18 protein-coding genes and 3 tRNA genes are annotated in these 20,685 nt (G+C 75.0%); 6 read left to right on the top strand and 15 right to left on the bottom strand.

Translation table 11 applies throughout. The features are described from left to right. The 5 genes from PAI11_RS26975 to npdG form a co-directional block, all read right to left on the bottom strand. A partial coding sequence (locus PAI11_RS26975) for a lamin tail domain-containing protein (protein ID WP_170320707.1) occupies positions 1-2,951 on the bottom strand: 2,951 nt, incomplete at its 3' end. Between the two features lie 178 nt (positions 2,952-3,129). Next, positions 3,130-3,873 carry a coenzyme F420-0:L-glutamate ligase gene (gene cofE / locus PAI11_RS08545; RefSeq protein WP_007573124.1) on the bottom strand — a complete coding sequence of 248 codons (744 nt, stop codon included), beginning with the start codon at positions 3,871-3,873 and terminating at the stop codon, positions 3,130-3,132. A 40-nt stretch (positions 3,874-3,913) separates the two neighbouring features. Next, complete coding sequence (gene cofC / locus PAI11_RS08550) at positions 3,914-4,567, bottom strand: 2-phospho-L-lactate guanylyltransferase (RefSeq protein ID WP_007573126.1); 654 nt, start codon at positions 4,565-4,567, stop codon at positions 3,914-3,916. Then, positions 4,564-5,532, bottom strand: coding sequence for a 2-phospho-L-lactate transferase (cofD, locus tag PAI11_RS08555; RefSeq protein WP_040599314.1), 969 nt, complete (start codon positions 5,530-5,532; stop codon positions 4,564-4,566). Before cofD ends, cofC begins: the two co-directional genes overlap by 4 nt. Further along, a complete protein-coding gene (npdG, locus tag PAI11_RS08560) occupies positions 5,529-6,200 on the bottom strand; it encodes an NADPH-dependent F420 reductase (protein WP_040599316.1) in 672 nt (223 codons plus the stop codon). Before npdG ends, cofD begins: the two co-directional genes overlap by 4 nt. A 152-nt stretch (positions 6,201-6,352) precedes the next feature. Between npdG and PAI11_RS08565 the strand changes: the two genes are divergently transcribed. Next, positions 6,353-7,330 carry a hypothetical protein gene (locus PAI11_RS08565; RefSeq protein ID WP_007573130.1) on the top strand — a complete coding sequence of 326 codons (978 nt, stop codon included), beginning with the start codon at positions 6,353-6,355 and terminating at the stop codon, positions 7,328-7,330. An 8-nt stretch (positions 7,331-7,338) separates the two neighbouring features. On the opposite strand, the gene PAI11_RS08570 is transcribed toward PAI11_RS08565, so the two are convergent. Continuing rightward, the gene (locus PAI11_RS08570) at positions 7,339-8,073 is read right to left on the bottom strand and encodes an SDR family NAD(P)-dependent oxidoreductase (RefSeq protein ID WP_007573133.1); all 735 of its coding nucleotides are present in this window, start codon (positions 8,071-8,073) and stop codon (positions 7,339-7,341) included. A gap of 232 nt (positions 8,074-8,305) precedes the next feature. Between PAI11_RS08570 and PAI11_RS08575 the strand changes: the two genes are divergently transcribed. Both PAI11_RS08575 and PAI11_RS08580 read left to right on the top strand, forming a co-directional pair. Continuing rightward, on the top strand, positions 8,306-9,712 hold the full coding sequence (locus tag PAI11_RS08575; RefSeq protein WP_007573137.1) for an amidase: 1,407 nt from the start codon (positions 8,306-8,308) through the stop codon (positions 9,710-9,712). A gap of 59 nt (positions 9,713-9,771) precedes the next feature. After that, on the top strand, positions 9,772-10,581 hold the full coding sequence (locus PAI11_RS08580; protein WP_007573139.1) for an inositol monophosphatase family protein: 810 nt from the start codon (positions 9,772-9,774) through the stop codon (positions 10,579-10,581). A gap of 12 nt (positions 10,582-10,593) precedes the next feature. On the opposite strand, the gene PAI11_RS08585 is transcribed toward PAI11_RS08580, so the two are convergent. From PAI11_RS08585 to PAI11_RS08605, 5 genes are all read right to left on the bottom strand, one after another. Next, positions 10,594-11,901, bottom strand: coding sequence for a calcium-binding protein (locus PAI11_RS08585; RefSeq protein ID WP_007573141.1), 1,308 nt, complete (start codon positions 11,899-11,901; stop codon positions 10,594-10,596). A 115-nt stretch (positions 11,902-12,016) separates the two neighbouring features. Beyond that, complete coding sequence (locus PAI11_RS08590) at positions 12,017-13,039, bottom strand: AraC family transcriptional regulator (protein WP_007573143.1); 1,023 nt, start codon at positions 13,037-13,039, stop codon at positions 12,017-12,019. 211 nt (positions 13,040-13,250) lie between these two features. Then, positions 13,251-14,765 carry a flavin monoamine oxidase family protein gene (locus PAI11_RS08595; protein WP_007573145.1) on the bottom strand — a complete coding sequence of 505 codons (1,515 nt, stop codon included), beginning with the start codon at positions 14,763-14,765 and terminating at the stop codon, positions 13,251-13,253. A gap of 115 nt (positions 14,766-14,880) precedes the next feature. Beyond that, positions 14,881-14,963 (bottom strand) — tRNA-Leu (locus PAI11_RS08600). Positions 14,964-15,052: 89 nt separating this feature from the next. Further along, complete coding sequence (locus PAI11_RS08605) at positions 15,053-15,547, bottom strand: hypothetical protein (protein WP_007573146.1); 495 nt, start codon at positions 15,545-15,547, stop codon at positions 15,053-15,055. Between the two features lie 75 nt (positions 15,548-15,622). Between PAI11_RS08605 and PAI11_RS08610 the strand changes: the two genes are divergently transcribed. After that, positions 15,623-15,705 (top strand) — tRNA-Leu (locus PAI11_RS08610). 42 nt (positions 15,706-15,747) lie between these two features. Here the strand turns inward: PAI11_RS08610 and PAI11_RS08615 are convergent. The 3 genes from PAI11_RS08615 to PAI11_RS08625 form a co-directional block, all read right to left on the bottom strand. After that, complete coding sequence (locus tag PAI11_RS08615; protein WP_007573148.1) at positions 15,748-16,452, bottom strand: stage II sporulation protein M; 705 nt, start codon at positions 16,450-16,452, stop codon at positions 15,748-15,750. A 92-nt stretch (positions 16,453-16,544) separates the two neighbouring features. Beyond that, positions 16,545-16,615: transfer RNA gene (locus PAI11_RS08620), tRNA-Trp, on the bottom strand. 63 nt (positions 16,616-16,678) lie between these two features. Beyond that, positions 16,679-17,131, bottom strand: a complete 453-nt coding sequence (locus tag PAI11_RS08625) for a hypothetical protein (RefSeq protein WP_007573150.1) — start codon at positions 17,129-17,131, stop codon at positions 16,679-16,681. 163 nt (positions 17,132-17,294) lie between these two features. On the opposite strand from PAI11_RS08625, the gene PAI11_RS08630 reads away from it, so the two are divergent. Continuing rightward, positions 17,295-18,752, top strand: a complete 1,458-nt coding sequence (locus PAI11_RS08630; RefSeq protein WP_007573152.1) for a cation diffusion facilitator family transporter — start codon at positions 17,295-17,297, stop codon at positions 18,750-18,752. Continuing rightward, positions 18,749-20,290 (top strand): MDR family MFS transporter, encoded by a 1,542-nt coding sequence (locus PAI11_RS08635; protein ID WP_007573154.1) that lies wholly within the window; start codon positions 18,749-18,751, stop codon positions 20,288-20,290. Before PAI11_RS08630 ends, PAI11_RS08635 begins: the two co-directional genes overlap by 4 nt. Here PAI11_RS08635 and PAI11_RS08640 read toward each other — a convergent pair. Next, positions 20,259-20,685, bottom strand: a 427-nt coding sequence (locus PAI11_RS08640) for a prephenate dehydrogenase dimerization domain-containing protein (protein ID WP_040599322.1), incomplete at its 5' end; no start/stop codon positions are given. The genes PAI11_RS08635 and PAI11_RS08640 overlap by 32 nt on opposite strands.

The following is a 20,685-nucleotide window of genomic DNA, read 5'->3' on the forward strand; positions in this document are numbered from 1 at the left end:
TTCGGCCCGGCGGGACCGGCGTCGCCCTTGTCGCCCTTGTCGCCCTTGGCTCCGGTCGGGCCGTTCGCCCCGGTCGCGCCCTTCGCGCCGGTGTCGCCCTTGGGGCCGGTCGGCCCGGTCGGCCCGGTCGGGCCCGTCGGCCCGGTGGCGCCGCCCGGTCCCTGCGGTCCGGTCGGGCCGGTGGGGCCGGTGGCGCCGCCCGGGCCCTGCGGCCCGGTCGGACCGGTGGGCCCCGTCGGACCCTCAGGCCCCGTCGGACCCTCAGGCCCCGTCGGCCCCGTCGGCCCCGTCGGCCCCGTCGGACCGGTCGGACCCTCGGGCCCCTGCGGCAGGCCGGTGCTCGTGCCCGTCAGCGGCACCTCGTGGGTGCCGGGCGCGTCGGCGGTCAGGACGAGCTTGGCGTTCGACGTCGTCCGCTCGCGGGCCGGGGCGAACCGCAGCCGCACCGTGCAGGTGGCGTCGGGAGCGATCGCGTGCCCGTCGCCGCAGCCGTCGGCGCTGAGGAGGAAGTCGTCGGCCGAGGCGTCGTCGCTGTCGCTGATCCGCACCTTCGAGACGTGCAGGTCCTCGTCACCGGTGTTGCGGACCGTCACCGTGCGCACCGGGCCGAGCGTCCCGGTCGCCTGGTCGGGGAACGTCGGGGTCGTCGCCTCGAGCTTCGGCCCGACCGGCGCCGCCGGGGTCGCCAGCGTCACCAGCGGCGGGTCGTGGTCGGAGACGTGCAGGCCCAGGTCGGAGCGCTCCGCGTAGTCGTTGTCCAGGTGCGCGTAGCGGACGTCCCGCACCTTCGGCAGCAGCCCCGGCGTCGCCAGCGCGTGATCGAGCGTCTGCAGCTTGCCCTGGTACATGAAGCTGTAGCGCTCCTGCTCGGGCGCGCGGCTCCAGAGGTCGGTGAGCGTGCCGCCCTGCTGGGCGACCGTCAGCGGCGACTCGTCCTCGAAGGCGTTGAGGTCGCCGATCGCCAGCACCTCGGTGCCCTCGGCCTGCAGCCGCTCGGCCTCCTGGCGGACGACCGCGGCCTGCTGGTCGCGGCAGCCGTCGACGGCCGACTTCGAGGCGAAGTGGTTGCTGATCACGGTCAGGCGCGTGCCGGGCCGCGGCTCGACGTCGAGCGCCAGCGGCGGCCGGTCGAACAGCTGCGACGTGTCGCCGCAGCTGAGGCCGCCCGTGGCGGTCACGTCGCGCCCGACCTGGCGGGCCGCGCCGTGGACGACGACGCCGTCCTTGACGAGGAACCCGACGTCGATCCCGCGCGAGTCGAAGCCCTCCTCGGCGTAGGCCGTGTAGCCGCCGATCCTCGTCGCCAGGTCCTGCAGCACCTGCAGGCTGGTCTTGCCGCCGGTGGCGCCCTGGCTGTCGCCGATCTCCTGGATCGCGACGACCTCGGGAGCCCGCAGGCGGTCCTTGATCGCGACCGAGAGGCCGGTCAGCTTCTCGTCGTACTCGGCCTGGGTGACGGTGTGCAGGTCCAGGTCGGCGCCGGGCGGGAACAGGTTCTCGACGTTGAAGCCCGAGATCCGGACCTCGTCGGCGCTCGCGGCGGGGACCGTGTAGACCGCCGGCACCGCCGGGTCCTCGGTCACCGTCGGCTTGCCGTCGGCCTGGACCACCAGGTCGTAGTTGCTGAAGCCGAAGCCGAGCGGGCCGGTCGCGTTCTCGACCTTGGCGAAGAGGTTGCCGCGGACCAGCGTCGTCGACGGCTGCGCGCGGACGTAGGGGTTGTCCGGGTCGCCGGAGCCGGCGTCGTCGATCAGCGCCAGCAGGCTCGGGCCCGGGTCCTGGCGGAAGACGCGCTGCTTGGTCGTGCCCGGCGTCACGAACAGCTCGCCGAACTTCGACGTGCCGCCGCTGTTGGCCGTCCCGACCGGGAGCGTCACGCGCATCCCCTCGAGCGTCTCGTAGTAGGGCCGGTTGCCGCCGCTGCCGACGACCTGGGCCGCGGCCTTGGCCTGGTCGATCGCGACCGGGGCCGGGATCTGGCCGTCGCCGAGCACGGTCGGCTCCTGGCCGTTGGCCTCGGCGATCATCGTCAGGCCGAACTTCTCCTTGACCTGGCCGGTGATCCGGGCCTTCTTGCCGATCAGCGCCGAGCGGTCGTCGCCCGGGCCGCGGACGTAGCCGACGAAGATGCCCTCCGACGTGCTGGGGTCGGCGTCCGCGTCGGCCGTCTCGGCCTGGACGTAGACCCCGGCGTCCTCGGGGAAGGTCTGGGTGAAGTTGGCGCCGATCTCGTCGTCGATCCCGGTGACGACGCCCTCGATCGTGACGGTCTGGCCGCTCTTCGGGCTCGACGCGCCGCTGCCCTGGACGTCGTGGATCGGGGTGATCGTCGGGCCCGTCGGTCCGCCGCCGCCGAGGTTCTGGGGCGCGGCCGCGGCGATCTGGAAGTCGGCGGCGTTGTCGTCGCCGTCCTGGGCCTCGTCGACGCCCTTGCGGTGGGCGCTGTTGCCGCTGGTGCCGGAGAGCGTCGCCAGGTCCAGGCCGGTGCCCTCGCGGCAGGGGCTGGTGGCGCTGCCGGCGCCGTCGGCGACGGTGCTCCCGTCGGCCCGCAGCAGCCGCACGCCCGACATCCCGCTGTTGGAGAAGCCGGTCGAGTAGGTGGCGTCGGGGGTGACGCTGCCGCTGTAGCCGCTGGCGGCGGTGTTGGCGAACAGGAAGCGCTTGCCGGCCGGCAGGCTGGTGCCGCTGGCCACGGCGGCGCGGTCGCTGGCCGCGCCCGAGCCCGACGCGCAGCCCTGCAGCTTCCAGCCGCCGATGTCGACCGCCGAGGCGCCGGCGTTGTAGAGCTCGACGAACTCGTCGTTCGCTCCTGAGGGGCCGCCGAAGCGGAACTCGCTGATCACGACGCCTGACGGCGACGCGGACGCCGGGGGCGCGGCGACGGCCGTGGCAGCGAGCACGCTGGCCACGGAGACGAGCACGCCGGCAGCGGCGCGCGGGAGACGGGACATCGGATCCTCTCGACGGGCGAACGGGGGGCGTGGGCCGGCGGCTGGCGGTCGGCGACGAGCCGGCCGGGCGCGGCCCACGGGACCTGCCCGCGCGAAACTAGGTCAGCCTGATGGGTACGGCGTAACCAGCGCGTGAACCGCTGGTGAGCGGCCGGTGAACGGCGCTCGCGAGCGCCGCTCAGGCGCCGAAGAGGTCCTCGTCCGCGGCCCGCCGCAGGCTCGCGGCGCCGGGCCCGTGCTCGGCGGTCGTCCACCGCTGCAGGCCGCCGACGAGGACGGCGGGCTGCCCACTGGCCTTGCCCCGCACGAGGTCGGCCGCGGCCGCCACCTGGTCGGCGATCGCGATCTGCGTCGCCTGCAGCTCCTGGCCCTGGCGGTCGCGTGCGCCGCGCTGGTCGTCGAGCGCGACCAGGCCGGCGCAGCCGATCGCGACCTCGGCCTGGCCGTGGCGCCACGGCCGCCCGAAGCTGTCGGCGATCACGACCGCCGGGCGCCCGGGGAGCGCGTCGCGCAGCGCGCGCGCCGAGCCGTCCGGGTCGGCCGGCAGCGTCACGCACCAGCCCTCGTCGACGTTCGAGCCGTCGACGCCGGCGTGGGCGGCGACCAGCCCGTGGTGGGTCCGGCAGATCAGGACGCCGCGCCGGGCCCGCACGATCTCGCTGCTCTGGTCGAGCACGACCTGGACGACCACCGGATCCTTGCCGAGCGCAGCCGCCAGCTCGTGGGCGCGAGGGCCGGGGACGACGTCGGCCAGGCGGACGATCGCGCCTTCGGCCTTCGAGACGACCTTGTGCGAGACGACCAGCGCCGCGCCGGATGGGAACGGCGCGGGGTGGACCGCACGGATCAGCGCCGCCAGGTCGTCGCCGGGGACGACCTCGGGCAGCGGCGGCAGCGCGGTGACCTGCAGCCCGCCGGTCACGCCTGCGCTCCGGGTGCACCCGCCATCGCGCGCTCGCGGCTCACAGGATCCGGGGCAGCAGTCCGCGCGTGTGCGACGCGCCGCCGCGGATCTCCTCCAGGCGCGCCTGCAGCGCCTCGAGGTCCTCGCCGGTGTCGACGTCCAGCAGCAGCGTCAGCGGCTCGGCCTCGAAGACGGCGGCGCCGGCGGCCTTGGCGGCCTCGGCGTGGCGCGCGCGGCTGCCCTCGCCGAACGACGCCGGCATCACGTCGGGCGGGGTCAGCACCAGCGCGTTGGTGCCGGTGCCGTGGCGGTCGGGGACGATCGTGACCTCGGGCCCGCCGTGGGGCTCGGGCGCGAGCAGGCCGTCGACCTCGGCGGGGTCCAGGACCGGGCAGTCGCCGGGCACCAGGATCACCCGCTCGGCACCGCGCCCGAGCGCCCACTGGACGCCGGCGGCGACGGCCTCGCTGTGGCCCAGGTCGTGGGCGTCGGGCAGGACCTCGGCGTTGTAGTTGATCGCGATCTGCTCGGCGATCGGCTCGCCGGTGACCACGATCACGCCCTCGACCAGCTGCGCGCGGCGCAGCGCGATCAGGACGTCGGTGACCATCGCCTGCATCAGCGCGACCCGCGAACGGGCTGGAAGGGTGTCGGCCAGGCGCTGCTTGGCGTTGCTGAAGCGCTTGACGGGAACGATCGCGATCGTCCTCATGCGGCGGCGCTTCCCGAGCGGGCGGCGGCGAGCTCGTCGCAGAAGGCCAGCACCTCGCCAGCGACGCGGCGGCGTCCGGCCGGGTCGGCGAGCAGGGTGTCGGTGCGATGGACGGCCAGGCGGTCGATCTCCGGCCCGGCCTCGTCGGTCACGAGGCCGTCGAGCAGGCCGTCGTAGATCCGGGCGACGCCGGTCGCGTCGGCGCTGACGCCGGCCCAGGCCATGAACGCGTTGGTCGGGCCCTTGACGACCTCGCCGGCCACGAACGGCGCGACGGCGACGACCGGGGTCCCGCCCGTCCGCGCGTCGCGGATCGCTTGGCGGATCGCCGGCACGGCCAGGATCGGGCCGATCGAGATCACCGGGTTGGAGGGGCCGATCACGATCGCGCGGGCGTTGCGCAGCGCGGTCAGGACCTCGTCGCTGGCGGTCGCCTGGTCGGCGCCGTCGAAGGCGACGTCCTGGACGACCACCGGCGGCTGCTGGCGCAGGCGGCGGATCATGAACTCCTGAAACGGCCACCAGCGGTCGTCGGCCCGCACGCGGGTGCGGATCGGGTCGTCGCTGGGCGGCAGCACGCGAGCCTCGACGCCGAGCGCGGTCGCCGTCTCGCCGAGCACGTCGGTCAGGCGGGCGCCCTCGGCCAGCCGGCGGGCGCGCCGCAGGCAGACCGCCAGGTCGCGATCGCCGAGGTTGAACCAGACGTCCTCGCCGAGCTCGCGCAGGCCGTCCATGACCGCGAACGTGTCGCCGTCCAGGCCCCAGCCGCGCTCGTCGATCCGGTCGGCGAGCCAGAAGGTGACCAGGTCCGGGTCGGGCGAGACGTGCCCGCCGTGGATCTCGACGTCGTCCCCGGTGTTGGCCACGACGACCAGCTGCTCGCCGACGTGGTCGGCCAGCCCGCGGGCGAGCTTCGCCCCGCCGGTGCCACCGGCGAGGACCACGACCGGTGCGGTCGGGGTCATGCGAGCCCCGTGATGTGGATGCCGGCGTGGGCCTTGTTGCGGATGTTGATGCCGATCAGCAGCGGCGTCAGGCCCTCGACGATCCGCGACTGCTCCAGACGCCCGGCGTCGACGCAGCGGAGCCCGTCGATCACGGACAGCAGCTCGATCACGACGGCCTTGTCGGCCTTGCGATCGCCGCAGATCAACGTGTCCTGCGCCAGGTCGTGATCGAGGTCGGTCAGCAGATCGGCCGAGAGGGTGTGCAGGCCCGACACGACCTTCACGCCGGCCGGGACCAGCGACTGGGCCTGCTGGGCGGCGGAGCCCTGCCAGACCCCGACCAGCGTCGTCGGCTTGCCGCCGATCGCGGGACCCAGCGGGACGGTGGCGTCGAGGACGATCTGGTCCTCCCGCAGCACGTCGGAGAGGCCCTTCAACGTCGAGGCCTGGCTGGCGAACGGGACCGCGATCACGACGACCTTCTCGGCGGCGGTGGTCGCCTCGGCGTTCTCCAGCCCGCGCAGATCGCCGTCGGGGACCAGGCCCTTGGCCCGCTCGGCCGCCTCGGCCGCTCGGCCGGCGTCGCGGGAGCCGATGATCACCGGGACCCCGGCACGCGCCAGACGCAAGGCGAGCCCGAACCCGAGCTGACCAGTTCCACCAAGGATCGCAACAGGGCCGAACACGACGGGGGAGTATAGGTGTGCGGTGGGTGCGGGCCGTCACTCCAGGACGGATGGCCAGACGGATGGGCAGCTGGGCGCCGCGGGACGCGTGGACGCCGTCGACGCCGACCGGCTCGACAACCGGCGCCGCGGCGTGCGACCGTGCGCGGTCGATGCTGGTCCGTGCGCACCGCGGCAACACGCTGGCTGCCGGAGTCGTCGTGCTCACGGCGTTCACCGTCGAGGCGGAGCTGCGCCTCGACCTGGGCGACGGCGCGCGCTTCGCGCTGACGGCCGGGCTGGCGCTGCTGGCCGGCCTGCTCGGGCTCGGGTCACCGGTGCAGGGGGATCGCCCGCGGACCTACCAGGAGCTGCTGTTCGCGATCGCGACGCTGGCGGCGACGGGCGCGGCGGCCCACCTGTCGGCGCTGCTCGGGTCGTCGCTGTCGTCCCGGCCGATGGCGGGGACGGTCGCCTGGGTGGCCGGCGCGGGCGCGATCTGCGGCCTGGCGCTGGCGCGGCGGCGGGACGCGACGCTGGCGCTGCTGCTCGGGACGGTGCTGGCGATCGTCGCGCTACTGGCCGCCGCCGGCGCCGCGTGGCCCGGCGACGACCCGCTGGACGGCGTGCGGCTGATGCTCGTCGTCGTCCTGGTGCTGCTGGTCGGCGCGATCCTGGTCCGCTTCGATCGCCGCTACCGCCACGCGGTCGTGCTCGCCGACGTGCTCGGCGTCACGGTGGTGCTGCTGTCGGCGACGTTCCTCGTCCGCGCCGACCATCGGCTGGCCGACGCGCTCGGCGTCGTGCCCGGCAGCGGCGCGGCGGGGACCGGCTGGGAGCTGCTGCTGCTCGTCTGCGGCTTCGGCCTGGTCGGGCTCGGGTCGGCCGCCCGCGAGCAGGGCCCGGGCTGGCTGGGCGCGATCGGCCTGGTCGCGGCGCTGCTGGTGGTGTCGCGCGGGGGCGGCGGCCTGGTCGGCTGGCCGCTGGCGCTGCTGCTGGTCGGGCTGGTGCTGGTCGTGGTCGCCCTGCGGCCGGTGGCGCGCGAGGTGCCCGAGGACGCCGAGGAGGCCGCCGGCCTGGAGCAGGCGCCGGCGGTCGCGATGCCGCTGCGGCCGGTGGTGCTGCCGCCGCCGGACGACGAGCCGCGCTGAGGAGCCGCCTACGCCTCGCGGTGGACGTCGCGGGCGGTCGCCTGGTCGCGCGGCCGCACGACGACCTGGTCCAGGTTGACGTGCGCCGGCCGGGTGACGGCGAACGAGATCACGTCGGCCACGTCGTCGGCGCTGAGCGGGGTCATGCCGTCGTAGACCGCGTCGGCGCGCGCCTGGTCGCCGTCGAAGCGGACGGCGGAGAACTCGGTCTCGACCATCCCCGGGTCGACCTCGATCACGCGCACCGGACGGCCGAGCAGCTCCAGCCGCAGTGTGCGGGTGAGGGCGCCGACCGCATGCTTGGCCGCGGTGTAGCCGGCGCCGCCGGGGTAGACCTCGAAGGCGGCGATCGAGCCGACGATCACGACCCGCCCGTCGCCGGACGCGGCCAGCGGCTCCAGCAGGGCCTTGGTCACGCGGGCGACGCCGAGCACGTTGGCCTCGTACATCCACCGCCACCGGTCGAGGTCGGCGTCCTGCACCGGCTCCAGCCCGAGCGCGCCGCCGGCGTTGTTGACGAGCACGTCGCAGCGCTCGACCGTCGCGCAGAACGCGGCCACCGAGTCGGCGTCGGTGACGTCGAGCGCGACCGCGCGACCGCCGGTCTCCGCGGCCACCGCCGCCAGCCGGTCGGCCCGCCGGGCGCCGAGCACCAGGTCGAATCCCTCGCCCGCGAGCCGCCGCGCGACCGCCGCGCCGATTCCGCTGCTGGCCCCGGTGACGACGGCGACGGGACGGCTCATCGGGGCGGCGGGGCGATCGCGGGCATCGGCCGGTTGTAGCAGGCGCGGACGGGGACGACGCCGCAGGGCGCTCGGCCGTTGTTCGGGTGATCCGCACGGTCCTCGAGCGTGCCCACCGGGACGGGGCAGGGTGCTCGCCGCGCCGCCGCTTGGCGATCGTTCACGTCGTGCGAACGATCGCCAAGCGCCCTCCGGTGGCGGTCGCGGCCGGGCCCTCGGTAGCGTCCCGCCCATGGACCTCGACGACCTGCTCTGGGCCGGCGGCGACGCGCAGGCCGCGGCGCTGCGCGACGGCCGGACGACCGCGCCGGAGTTGCTGGAGGCGGTGCTCGACCGGATCGCCCGCGTCGACCCGCAGCTCAACGCCTTCCGCGCGGTCTTCGCCGACGAGGCGCGGGCGGCGGCCGTCGCGGCCCAGGAGCGCCTCGACGCCGGCGAGCGGACGCCGCTGCTGGGCGTGCCGATCGCGGTCAAGGACGACGTCGACGTGGCCGGCGACGTGACCGGATTCGGCGGCCGCCCGCAGTTTCCGCCGGCCGAGCGCGACAGCGAGGTCGTCGCCCGCCTGCGCGCCGCCGGGGCGGTGATCGTCGGGCGCACGAACGTCCCCGAGCGGTGCATGTGGCCGTTCACCGAGACCCTCGTCCGCGGCGCGACGCGCAACCCCTGGGACCTCGACCGCACGCCCGGCGGATCGTCGGGCGGGACCGGCGCGGCGGTCGCCGGCGGCCTCGTCGGCGTTGCGACCGGCTCCGACGGCGGCGGCTCGATCCGGATCCCGGCCGGCTTCTGCGGCCTCTTCGGCGTCAAGCCGACGCGCGACCTGGTGTCGCTGGCGCCGAGCGCCGAGGTCTGGCACGGGCTCTCGGTGCTGGGGCCGATCGGGCGCACCGTCGCCGACGCGGCCGCGATGCTCGACGTGATCGCCGGCGACGGCGATCCGGAGGGCGGCGAGGCGCCGGCGGGCTCCTATCGGGCCGCGGCCGCCGCCGACCCCGGACGGCTGCGGATCGCCCTGGCGTGGCGCGGGCCGGCGGGGCCGTCGCCGATCGAGGCCCAGCGGCGGGCGGCGATCCGCGAGACCGCCGAGCGGCTGCGGGCGCTCGGCCACGACGTCGTCGAGCGCGAGCTGCCGGTCGGCCTGCGGGCGGCCGCGCAGTTCGTCGTCCGGTTCCTGCGCGGGGCCGGCGACGACGTCGCGAGCCTGCCGCACCAGGAGTGGCTCGAGCGGCGCGGGCGGGGGATGCGGCGGCTCGGCCGGCTGGTGCCCGATCGGGCGCTGCGCTGGGCCCGCGACGGCGAGCGGCGGCTGACGGCGGAGCTGGAGCCGTTCTTTGGCGAGTTCGACGTCGTCCTGCAGCCGTCGATGGTCGGCCCGCCGTGGCGGATCGGGGCCTTCCAGCGCCGCGGCGGCCTGCTGACGACCCTCGGCGTCGGGCTGCGGATCCCGACCCTGCCGCTGTGGAACGTCGTCGGCTACCCGGTCGCGTCGGTCCCCGTCGGCCGCGATCGCGCCGGGCTGCCGATGGCGGCGCAGCTGGTCGGCGCGCCGCGCAGCGAGCGGCGGCTGCTGTCGCTCGCCGGCCAGCTGGAGCGCGACCGGCCGTGGGCCGGCGACCGGCCGTCGGGCCTGGACTGAGCGACGCGGGGACACCGCTGCGCAACCCGACCGGCGCACGGGGTTGCCAGGATGGGGGCATGAGCACCGTGGCCACCGCCGAGCCCGTCGACCTGGAGGAGCTGCTGCGCGTGGCCGAGGAGGCGGCGCGCGTGGGGGCGGCGGAGCTGGTGTCCCGGGCGGGCGACCTGACGGCCCTGCGGGTCGATTCGAAGACCACCGCCACCGACCCGGTCAGCGAGGCCGACCTGGCCGCCGAGCGGGCGATCCGCGAGGTCCTCGCCCGCCGGGTCCCCGACGACGGGATCGTCGGCGAGGAGGGCGACGACGTGGTCGGCACGACCGGTCGCCGCTGGGTCGTGGACCCGCTCGACGGGACGGTCAACTTCCTCTACGGGATCCCGCAGTGGTGCGTCAGCGTCGCCTGCGAGGGTCTGGTCGGCGTCGTCCTGGACCCGCTCCGGGGCGAGCTGTTCGCCGCCACCGCCGGCGGTCCGGCGACGCTCGACGGCGAGCCGCTGGAGCCGCGGCCGGCGCCCGAGGGCGGGCTCGGCCACGCTCTGGTCCACACCGGCTTCGGCTACGCGGCCGAGGTCCGGCGCGAGCAGGCGACGATCGTTTCGCGCCTGCTCCCGGCGGTCCGGGACCTGCGGCGCGCGGGCAGCGCGGCCCTCGACCTGGCCTGGGTCGCGGCCGGGCGCGGGGACGCCTACTTCGAGTACGGCGTGAAGGCCTGGGACACCGCCGCCGGCGAGGTCATCGCTCGCGCGGTCGGGCTGCGGGTCGAGCGGCTGGAGCCGTTCGGCGCGCTGCAGCCCGGGATCCTGGTCGCCCCGCCGGCGCTGATCGACGAGCTGCGCGCGCTCGTCGGCCCCGTCGCCGGCGCCTAGGGCGCGGGGCGCTCAGCCCTGCGCGCGGCGCCGCGCCTTGCGCTTGGCGGCGTTTCGGGCCTCGTTCGCCGCCCGCAGCTTGCGCTTGTGGGCCGCCCAGGCGTCGATCTTGCGCTCGCAGTTGCGCGTCCGCGGCTTGACCGACCCGTAGCGGACGACGTCGTTGCCGGGGCCGCAGTCGACGAAGGCGCGGATCTTGGTGGCGGTCTGGATCGTGTCGTCGCCCTCGCCGCCGTAGGCGCGGTTGCGGCCGTTGCCGACCAGGCGGATCGTGTCGGCGCCGCCTTCGCCGCGGACGACGTTGGCGTCGAACCCGCCCTGCAGGTAGTCGTCACCCGCGCCGCCGTAGATCGTCTTGGTCCCGTTGCGGCCGCCGTAGATCGTGTCGTTGCCGTCGCCGCCGCGGAGCACGTCGCGCTGGTGGCGGGCCTTCGGGCCGCCGTTGTCCGGTCGGTTGTCGCCGAAGATGATGTCGTCGCCGCCGAGGCCGAGGATCGTGTTGCTGCCGTGGCCGCCGTAGAGCTCGTCGTTGCCGGCCGAGCCGGTCACGGTGCCGTCGGCCCAGTCGCTGGTGCTGATGTGGACGCCGCGCAGCGGGTCGGCCGCGAGCGGGGCGACCACGAGCTGCTCGCAGTCGATGATCCGGCCGCGCTCGCGCAGGCCGACGACGGTGGCGGGGGAGACGTGCAGGACGTCGTTGCCGTCGCCGCAGTCGAGCTTCTTGGCCATGTTCGGCCCGTTGGCGTAGATCGTGTCGTCGCCCGGGCCGGCGTCGACGACGTCCTGGCCGCGGGTGGCGTCGATCGTGTCGTTGCCGTCGCCGGCGACGATCTGGTCGCTGGCGCTGCCGCCGTCGAGCTGGTCGTCGCCGGGGCCGCCGACCAGCCGGTCCAGGTCGGGGCCGCCCTGGAGCACGTCGTTGCCCGCGCCACCGTCGAGCCGGTCGGCCCCGACGTCGCCGGTCAGGGTGTCGTCGCCGTCCTGGCCGGCCAGCTGGTCGGTGCCGCTGCCGCCGTCCAGGCGGTCGTTGCCGCCGCCCCCGAAGATCCGGTCGTGGCCGCCCTCGCCGTAGATCACGTCGGGCCCGGGACCGCCCTGGACGACGTCGTGCCCGCCGTCGGTGTAGATCGTGTCGCCGGCCGGGCTGGTCGCCTTCAGCCGCAGGTCGCTGGAGGGCGTGCCGAAGATCGTCGCCGCGGGCACGGTCGCGGGCAGCGCCAGCAGCGCGAGCGCGGCCGGCAGGGCGACGAGGGTGGACCGCTGGCGGCCGGGTCGGCGGCCGGGTCGGCGGGCGGCGGACGGCGAGCGACGGGCTGGCATCGCGACGATCGTAGGGCGTCGAACATCGCGTCCAGGGGCTAGGCGGTGCCAACTAGGCGAATCACCGATGCCGTGCCGGCGTACACCTGCGCGAGGGGGCTCCCCGGGGCCGACGTCAGGCGCGTTCGCCGCCGTCGGCGGTCCGCCTCGCCCCGGAGCGCGCGTCGCTCGGCGCGATGCCTGTCCAGCGCCGGAACGCGCGCCGGAACTCTCGCGAGTCGCTGAAGCCCAGGTCGTCCGCGACCGCCGCGACCGGCGGCCGGCGCGGATCGGAGAGCATCGCGCGGGCCCGCTGCTCGAGCACGCGGTTGCGGATCGAGGTGAAGGTCTCGTCACTCGCCGCGAGCTGGCGGCGCAGGCCGCGCACGCTGATGTGCAGGCGCTCGGCGACCTCCGCGGCCGACGGGCGCTCGCCGTGCGCCTCGCGGAGCAGTCGCTCGACGGTCGCGACGAGATCGTTGGTCGCCGCCGTGCCGATGAGCTGCTCGCGACACGCCGCGAGCGCGACGGCCAGGTTCGCCGGATCGTGACGCCGGACCGGCGCCGCGAGCACGCCCGCATCGATCGTCAGGCGGTTCGCGTCGCTGTCGAAGCGCACCTCGCAGTTGAAGATCCGGCGGTAGGCGGCGGCGTAGCTGGGAGCCGGATAGGCGAGCTCGACCGACAGCGGCGAGAGGCTCCGGCCGACGATCGCCCGGGTCACCAGGATCATGCTCGCGAAGGCCTCCTCGCACAGGAACGGGAGCAGCGAGGGATCCGGGAAGCGCTCGTGCACGCGCACCACGACGCGGCCGTCACGGACGTCCGTGCTGACGTCGACCAGGCTGCCCGCCGCCTGATGGTGCTCGAGACCGATCGCGAGCGCCTCTCCGACGGTGCGACACGACATCATCGCGAAGCCGAGCACCCCGAAGGAGACCAGGGGGTCGCGCGTCCCGACATGGAGCCCGAGCGGCTCGCCGGGAAGCGACGCCAGCGCGCGACGGATGATCTCGGCGGCCTGGCGGTAGGAGATCCGCGTGGTCGCGACCTCGCAGTGCGCCGCGCTGATGCCGAGGCCGCGAAACCACGGCGCCGGGTCGATGCGCCGCTCGCCGGCCTGCTGCAGCAGGCCCGCGATCACCGACGGCGGCACCACCGCGTCGTGGTAGCGACGCTCCTCCGGGAGGGCAGGGTCGTGCTCCCGCGCTGCCGGTGCGCCGCTCGATGTTCCCTGTCGCTGCATCTCACCGCCGGACGTCGTCGACGCCGGGACCGTACACGGTTGATCCCGTCCGGCGGCGACGCTTCGCGACGGTGCGGAGGCGGCCGTCAGCATCGACGACGGCTGCCTGACGGGCTGCGCATCGTCAGAGGTCCGCGAGCACCTGCCGGGCGGCGCGCTGGCCGGCTCGAACGGCGCCCTCCATGTAGCCGATCCAGTAGTCGGAGGACTCGGTGCTCGCCCACTTGATGCGTCCGAACGGGGTTTGGAGCTGCTCGCCGAATCCGGTCAGCACCCCGGGCGCGGCGAACCCGGTCGGGCCGCCGCGCGACCACATCTCGGCGCCGGTCCAGCGCTTCTCGAAGTAGTCGATCGGCTTGGCCGCCCGCGGGCCGAAGTAGCGGACCAGCTCGTCGACGATCAGCTTGCGGCGCGTCGGCAGGTTCTGCCGGTTCCAGGCCCGGTGTCGGTCGCCCCCGATGAAGCACGCCATCACGCCGGGGCGCCCGTCCGGGGGCGAGGAGTCCCAGCTGCAGCCGATGACGCCCTCGCCCACGACCTGGCCGTTGAGCCCCTCGTCGCGCCAGAACGGCTGGGGATAGAAGACCTCGACCTTCGCGTAGGAGCCCATCGGGAACCGCTGGGTCAGCTGGTCGCGCACGGCGGGCAGCAGCGGCTCGTACTCGATCCGCTGGCAGAGTGCGGGAGGGACCGCCACGACGACCTGCTTGCCGACGAAGGACGCGCGATCGGTGGTGACGGTGACGTGCGAGCCGTCCTGGGAGATCCGCCGGGCGGGCGAGCTCAGGACGACGTTACGGCTGCCGAGCGATCGGGCGATCTCGACGAAGAGGCGCTGGGATCCGCCGACGATCCGATCCTGCTGCGCCCCGCCCGTCGTCCCGATGAGGCTGTTGAGGGTGCCGGGCGTCGTCTCGTTGCCCGCGGCGGCGACGTAGGACAGCAGGAACAGCAGCGACACCTCGTTCGGTCCGGCGCCGTGCAGGATCCGCAGGAACGCGTCGAACAGGCTGCGGCTCTCCGCGCTCTGGAAGTGCTCGTTCTTGAACGTCTCGACGGTCTTGCCGTCCCATTCCTGCGCGCGACCGGCGGTCCAGGGCGCTCCGACGGGCACTTCGCGGGCCATCTGGTCGATCTGGGGAAAGACGTTGAGCACCTCGAGGCCGCCGACCAGGCCGAGGGCGCCGACGTAGGTGGACTGGTCGGTGTTGCTGACCCGGGTCGTCTTGCCCTCGAGCAGCAGGTTGGTCTGGCCCTCGTCGTAGGTCGGCCAGGTGCCCAGCCCGACCTCGCGCAGCAGCGCGTACATGCGGTCCTGGGTCGGGCCGACGAAGGTCCCGCCGACCTCGACGATCTCGCCGCCGCTGAGATCGTGGTTCTCGACTCGCCCGCCGACGCGCTCTCGAGCCTCGATCACGATCACCGAGCGCCCCGCCTTCGCGACCGCGTGGGCGGCCGCCATGCCGGCCGCGCCGGCGCCGACGACGAGGACGTCGGCCTGGCGCCTCCGCGGAGGGCGTGGACGACGGCGCTTGGCCGCTTGCGAGACGTCCGGGTGCTCGAGCAGCAGTCCGACGGTGGCCGCGCTGCCACCACCGATCAGCCCGCGCCTGGTGATCGATCTGTCGCTCGTCGCCATCTGCCGAATGAAAGTCGCCGGCCGGCGGGCTCGGAAGGGCCGATCGGGACCGGAAGGGGGGCAGAGCGGACGTCCTGGCCGACAGAGGGCCGGCGGCGACGCCCGGCGAGCGCAGTACCCGGGGTGGGAATCGAACCCACACTCCCTTGCGAGAAGCGGATTTTGAGTCCGCCGCGTCTACCGTTCCGCCACCCGGGCAGGTGTCGGGGCGCAGGCCCCGGGGCACAGATCGTAGGGGCCGCGGCGCCCGCGCGGCCAGCGGCGGTCGCGATCGACCGCCGGTCGGCTCAGGCCGTCGCCGGAGCGCCGGTGCTCGGCGCGGGCTCGTCGTCGTCGAAGCCGACGTGGTGCTCGATCTCGGTCTGCCAGTTCTGCGAGAACGCGACGATCGCGATCACGATCACGATCACCTGGGCGATCAGGACCCCGATCGTCAGCGCGCCGAGCTGGGCCGAGAGGTCGGCGTCCTTGTAGCCCGGCTGGTCGCGCTCGTACCACTTGGTGACCGAGACGAGGGCGAAGATTCCGATGAAGGTCGCGATCCCGGCCGCCATCGGCAGCACCCCGCGACTCCAGCGCAGCAGCTGGATCACGAAGATCAGGTTGACCGCGATGAAGAGGATCTGGGCGGTCTTCGCCGCTTGCAGCAGATCCCATCCGCGGATCGACACGATCGCGATCAGCGCGGACGAGACGAGCAGGGACAGGATCACGAGGATCCGTGCGACCTTGCTCGAGGCCTTCTCGCGGTTGGGCCACTCGATGATCGTCTTCGCTGCCATGCCGGGTGGCAGCCTACACTCCGTGGGGGAAGGGTTGCAGGGCATTCGTGACGGCTTGCCCACCTGACTCCACGCGCGGGCGTGGCGGAACTGGTAGACGCGTCGGCCTTAGGAGCCGGTGACTTCGAGTCGTGCGGGTTCGAGTCCCGCCGCCCGCATCGTCCGAACGGGCCGGCTCCGGCGCGGCCCGCGGCCGGGGCTCAGAAGAAGCGGCTCGCGACCGCGACCTCGATCCACGCCGACAGGATCACGACCGGGATCGCGATCACGGCGCAGACGATCGTCGCCGCCAGCAGGTCCTGCGAGCGCTGCTTCTGCTCCAGCCACATGACGGCGGCCAGCGGCAGGAAGACGGCGGTCAGCTCGGGCGCGGCGTGGGGCAGCAGCCGGACCAGGATCAGCGCGGGGGAGGTGTGCGACTCGGCGGCGACGTCGGCCAGCGTGTGCCCCAGCGTCACAGCCTGCTGCAGCAGCGAGAAGGCGGTCAGGGCGGCGACGACCAGCAGCGCCGGCGTCGCCGCGTGGCGGTGGACGACCCCCTGCAGCCCGCGCATCTCGGCGGCCTGCAGCGGCAGCGAGCGACGCACCAGGTAGGTGGCGAAGCAGACCATCAGGTGCAGCGCCAGCACGGTCCCGTTGCGGCCGAGCACGAACAGGAAGTCCGAGGTCCGGACCGTCGGGTCGGCGGCGATCAGCTGCCCGGCCAGCGACGGGTCGGGCGAGGCGATCGCGGCGACCACCAGCGTGCAGACCAGCAGCGTGGCGGCGATCAGGGCGCTGAGGCCGACCCAGGGCAGGATCTCCAGGGGGTGCCTGAGCCACTGCCGAAGAGCCCCGCGGCTCTCCCGCACCGCGGCGTTGCGTGCGACGACCCGGGCCGCGGCCACCTCGTCGCGCGACGCCATGCAGCGATGGTAGGGGAACGTGGCGGGCGGCCGCTGAGGTCCTGGCGCCCCACGACGACGAACGGCGCCCACGTGGGCGCCGTTCGAACAGGCGGGGGATCGAGGAATCGAACCTCGCGTTGCGGTTTTGGAGACCGCCGTGTTACCGATACACCAATCCCCCGGGGGCCGGGAATGATAGCCCGACGGGCCGCCCGATCGTCGTGCCGTCGGCCGGCCGCCGCCGCTATCGCGGCAGCTCGCAGACCTGCGCGTCGTCGGACCCGCGGACGGTGATGACGAGCTTCGTGGCGCCACCGAGCTGGGCGTCGTAGGCGCCCTTGCGGGCGGCGTCGCACCACAGCTCGCCGAGCGACGAGTCTCCGGCGGTCGCGCGGGCGGTGGTGCCGTCGACGGTGATCGTCGGCTGGACGCCGCCGGCCGACGGGGTGGTCGCGGTGGTCGTGGTCTCGCCGGAGGGCGGGGGCGTGCCGCCGCTCGGGGTCGTCGCCGTGGTCACGGTCGTCGGCGGGGTCGTGGCCGTCGTCGCGGTGGTGGCGGGCGCCGTCGCGGCGGTCGTCGAGGGCGTCGTGGTCGCGGCGTCGGTGGTGTCGCCGGAGCCCTTGTCGGAGCCGCCGCAGCCGCTGGCGGCCAGGCCGGCGACGACGAGCAGGAGCGCGATCGGAGGGGAGGTGCGCATCCCTGGGTCCTATCGGGTCGGGCCGCCGGATGCGACGGCTGGGCGGTGCCGCCCGCCCGCGCTCGGATGATGCGCGGCCGCGCCCGGAACGAGGTCGCGCCACATCCTCGACCGCCCCCGAGCCCACGTCTCGCCGGCGAGGACGACGATCTACGATCGCCCGATGCCGGCGGATCCGCGCACGCCCGATCCGACCGCGTCGGACGCCCGATCGGGCTCCGGCGGGCGCGGCGACATCGCCGGCCGTCGCCGGACCGCGCTGCTGAGCGTCGGCGCCGCCGTCGTGCTGGTCGTCCTGAAGCTGACCACCGGCCTGATCACCGGCTCGCTCGGCCTGCTCGCCGAGGCCGCCCACTCCGGCGCCGACCTGGTCGCGGCGCTGCTGACGCTGTTTGCGGTCTCGGTCGCCGTCAAGCCGCCCGACGAGCAGCACCAGTTCGGCCACGGCAAGGCCGAGCACCTGGCGGCGCTGGCCGAGTCGGCGTTCCTGATCCTGGTCTCCGGTTGGCTGGCGACGACCGCGATCGAGCGGCTCTCCTCGCCCGGGAGCCACGAGATCGACGCCACCTGGTGGGCGATCGCGGTGATCCTGCTGGTGATCGCGATCGACCTGACGCGGATGATCGCCTCGCACCGCGCCGCCGAACGGTTCGGATCGCCGGCGCTGGCCGCCAACGCGCTGCACTTCGCGGGCGACCTGTCGGGCTCGATCGCGGTCCTGCTGGGCATGATCGGCGTCGCGCTCGGCTGGCCCGAGGCCGACGCCGTCGCGGCGCTGCTGGTGGCGGTGCTGGTGATCGCGGCGGCGATCCGGCTGCTGCGCGGCTCGATCGACGTGCTGATGGACCGGGCCGACCAGCGCTCGGTGATCGCCGTCCGCCAGGCGGTCGCCGCGATGGAGCGCCCGGCCGACGTCCGCCGCCTGCGAACCCGCCACGCCGCCGGTCGCAACTTCGTCGACGTCGTGATCGCGGTCCGCGCCGACGCCGGGCTGGAGCTGGCCCACGCGCGCGCCGACGAGGTCGAGGACGCGATCGAGCAGGCGCTGCCGAACACCGACGTCGTGGTCCACGTCGAGCCGGTCGCGCGCGAGGGCGGCGTGCGCGAGACGGCGACCGCCGCCGCGCTGCGGGTCGCCCGCGTCCACGAGGTCCACAACGTCGACGTGCTCTCGCTGCCCGGCGGCGGCGAGGAGGTGACGCTGCACGTCAAGGTCGCGCCCGAGCTGTCGCTGGAGGAGGGCCACGAGATCGCCGAGCGGGTCGAGCGGGAGATCCGCGGCGCGGTGGCCAGCGTCCGCGGGGTGACGACCCACATCGAGCCGCTGCGCCCGCCGACGCCGGCGCGGGCGGTCGACGAGGACGACGGCGAGTTCGAGCGCGCGTCGGTCGACGCGGCGGTCCGCCAGGCGACCGGCCGCGGCCCGAGCGCGATCGAGATGCGCGACACCGAGCGCGGCCGCGTGGTGCTGGTCACGATCCTGCTGCCGGCGGGCTGCACGGTCGGCGACGCCCACCGCGAGGCCGGACGGATCGAGGAGGCCGTCCGCGAGCGCTGCCCGTGGCTGGCCGACGTGCTCGTGCACACCGAGCCCTGCCCCGACCCCGACCCCGATCGATGAGCGCCGTCGCCCCGGACCGCCGCGGCTGGGTCGTGGCGGCGCTGATGATGACCCTGGCGCTGGCGGCGCTGGAGGCCACGATCGTCGCGACCGCCGTCCCGCAGATCGTCGGCGACCTGGGTGGCTTCTCGCTCTTCGGCTGGGTCTTCTCGGCCTACCTGCTGACCCAGACGGTGACGATCCCGATCTACGGCAAGCTGGCCGACGTCCACGGTCGCAAGCCGGTGCTGCTGGCCGGGATCGCGATCTTCCTGGTCGGCTCGGCGCTCTGCGCGAGCGCCTGGAGCATGGTCGGGCTGATCGCCTTCCGGGCGCTGCAGGGCGTCGGCGCCGGAGCGATCAACGCGACGGTCCAGACGGTCGCCGGCGACCTCTACCCGCTGGCCGAGCGCGGTCGCGTCCAGGCCCGGCTGGCGAGCGTCTGGGGCGTCTCGGCGGTGATCGGGCCGCTGGTCGGCGGGCTCTTCGCGGGCAGCCTCTCGTGGCGCTGGATCTTCCTGCTGAACCTGCCGATCGGGATCGTCGCCATGGCGCTGCTCTGGCGGCACCTGCAGGAGCGGGTCGTCCGCGTGTCGCGGCAGCTCGACGTGGCGGGCGCGGCGCTGCTGCTGACGGCGTCGGGGGCGCTGGTCTTCGGCCTGCTGCAGGGCGGCGTCTCGTGGGCCTGGGGCTCGCCGCAGAGCATCGCGGTCTTCGCGCTGGCGGCGGTCGCGGCGATCGCGACGGTGGTGGTCGAGCGGCGCGCGCCGGCGCCGGTGATGCCGCCGTGGGTCTGGTCCCGCGACCGCCTCGGCGCCAACCTCGGGATGGGCTGCCTGGGGGTGCTGGTGATCGGGCCGACGACGTTCCTGCCGCTGTTCGGGCAGACGGTGATGGGCCTGGGGTCGGTGGCGGCGGGCTTCCTGCTGGCGGTGATGATCGTCAGCTGGCCGATCGCGGCGGCCTACGCCAACCGCGCCTACCTGCGGATCGGCTTCCGCGACAGCGCCCTGATCGGCGCGACGATCGCGACCCTCGCGACGCTGGCGTTCGTGGCCCTGCCCGAGCGGCCGTCGACGGCCGAGGTGGTGGCGGTCAGCCTGGTGCTCGGGGTCGGCTGCGGCCTGCTGTCGGTGCCGTTGATCGTCGGCGTCCAGTCGACGGTCGGCTGGGAGGGGCGGGGCGTGGTCACCAGCACCGCGATGTTCTCGCGCTTCATGGGCCAGACGATCGGGGCCGGGATCTTCGGCGCGATCGCCAACGGGACGCTCCACGCCCGCCTGGCCGACGCGCCCGCCGACCTGCGCCACCAGCTGCCGGCCGACATCGACGGGATCAGCCGCGCGCTCGAGGGCGGCGGCGGGTTCACCGCCGACGCGACCGCCTACCTGGGCCGCGCGATGAGCGCCGCGGTCTCGCACGTCTACGTCGGCCTGGCGATCGCGGCGGCGGCGGCGCTGGTGCTGCTGTGGACGGTGATGCCGCGGCGGCTGGCGGTGGTCGGCCGCGATCGGCTGGGCGGGGCGCTCAGCGACGAGCCGTCGTCCGCGAGCCCATGACCGTCCCGTCCTGACCGGCGCGCAGGTTGCGCAGGCCGACGCCCTGGGCGCCGAGGGCCAGCAGCGCGGCCCAGGTGGCGGGGACGGTGAAGGGCGCCCACTCGGGGTCGGACCAGCGGGAGCGGACGATCCGCTCGCGGGCGGATCCGCCGGCCAGCCAGGCGTCCTCCAGCCGGTCGTGATCGCCGGAGCGCAGGGCGGTTGCGGCCTGCTGCAGCCGTCTGGCGGTCGCCTCGAGCACGTCGGCGGTGGCGGTCGCGTTGGCGTGCAGGACCTCGACCCAGAGGCCGATCGGGGCGCCGGCGACGCGGGTCGCGTCGCGCAGCGCGCCGCCCGAGAGCGCGGCGGCGAGCGGGCCGCCGGTCGGCAGGTCGGCGGCGACCGCGGCGACGGCG

Source organism: Patulibacter medicamentivorans (genome assembly GCF_000240225.1).
Lineage (GTDB): Bacteria > Actinomycetota > Thermoleophilia > Solirubrobacterales > Solirubrobacteraceae > Patulibacter > Patulibacter medicamentivorans.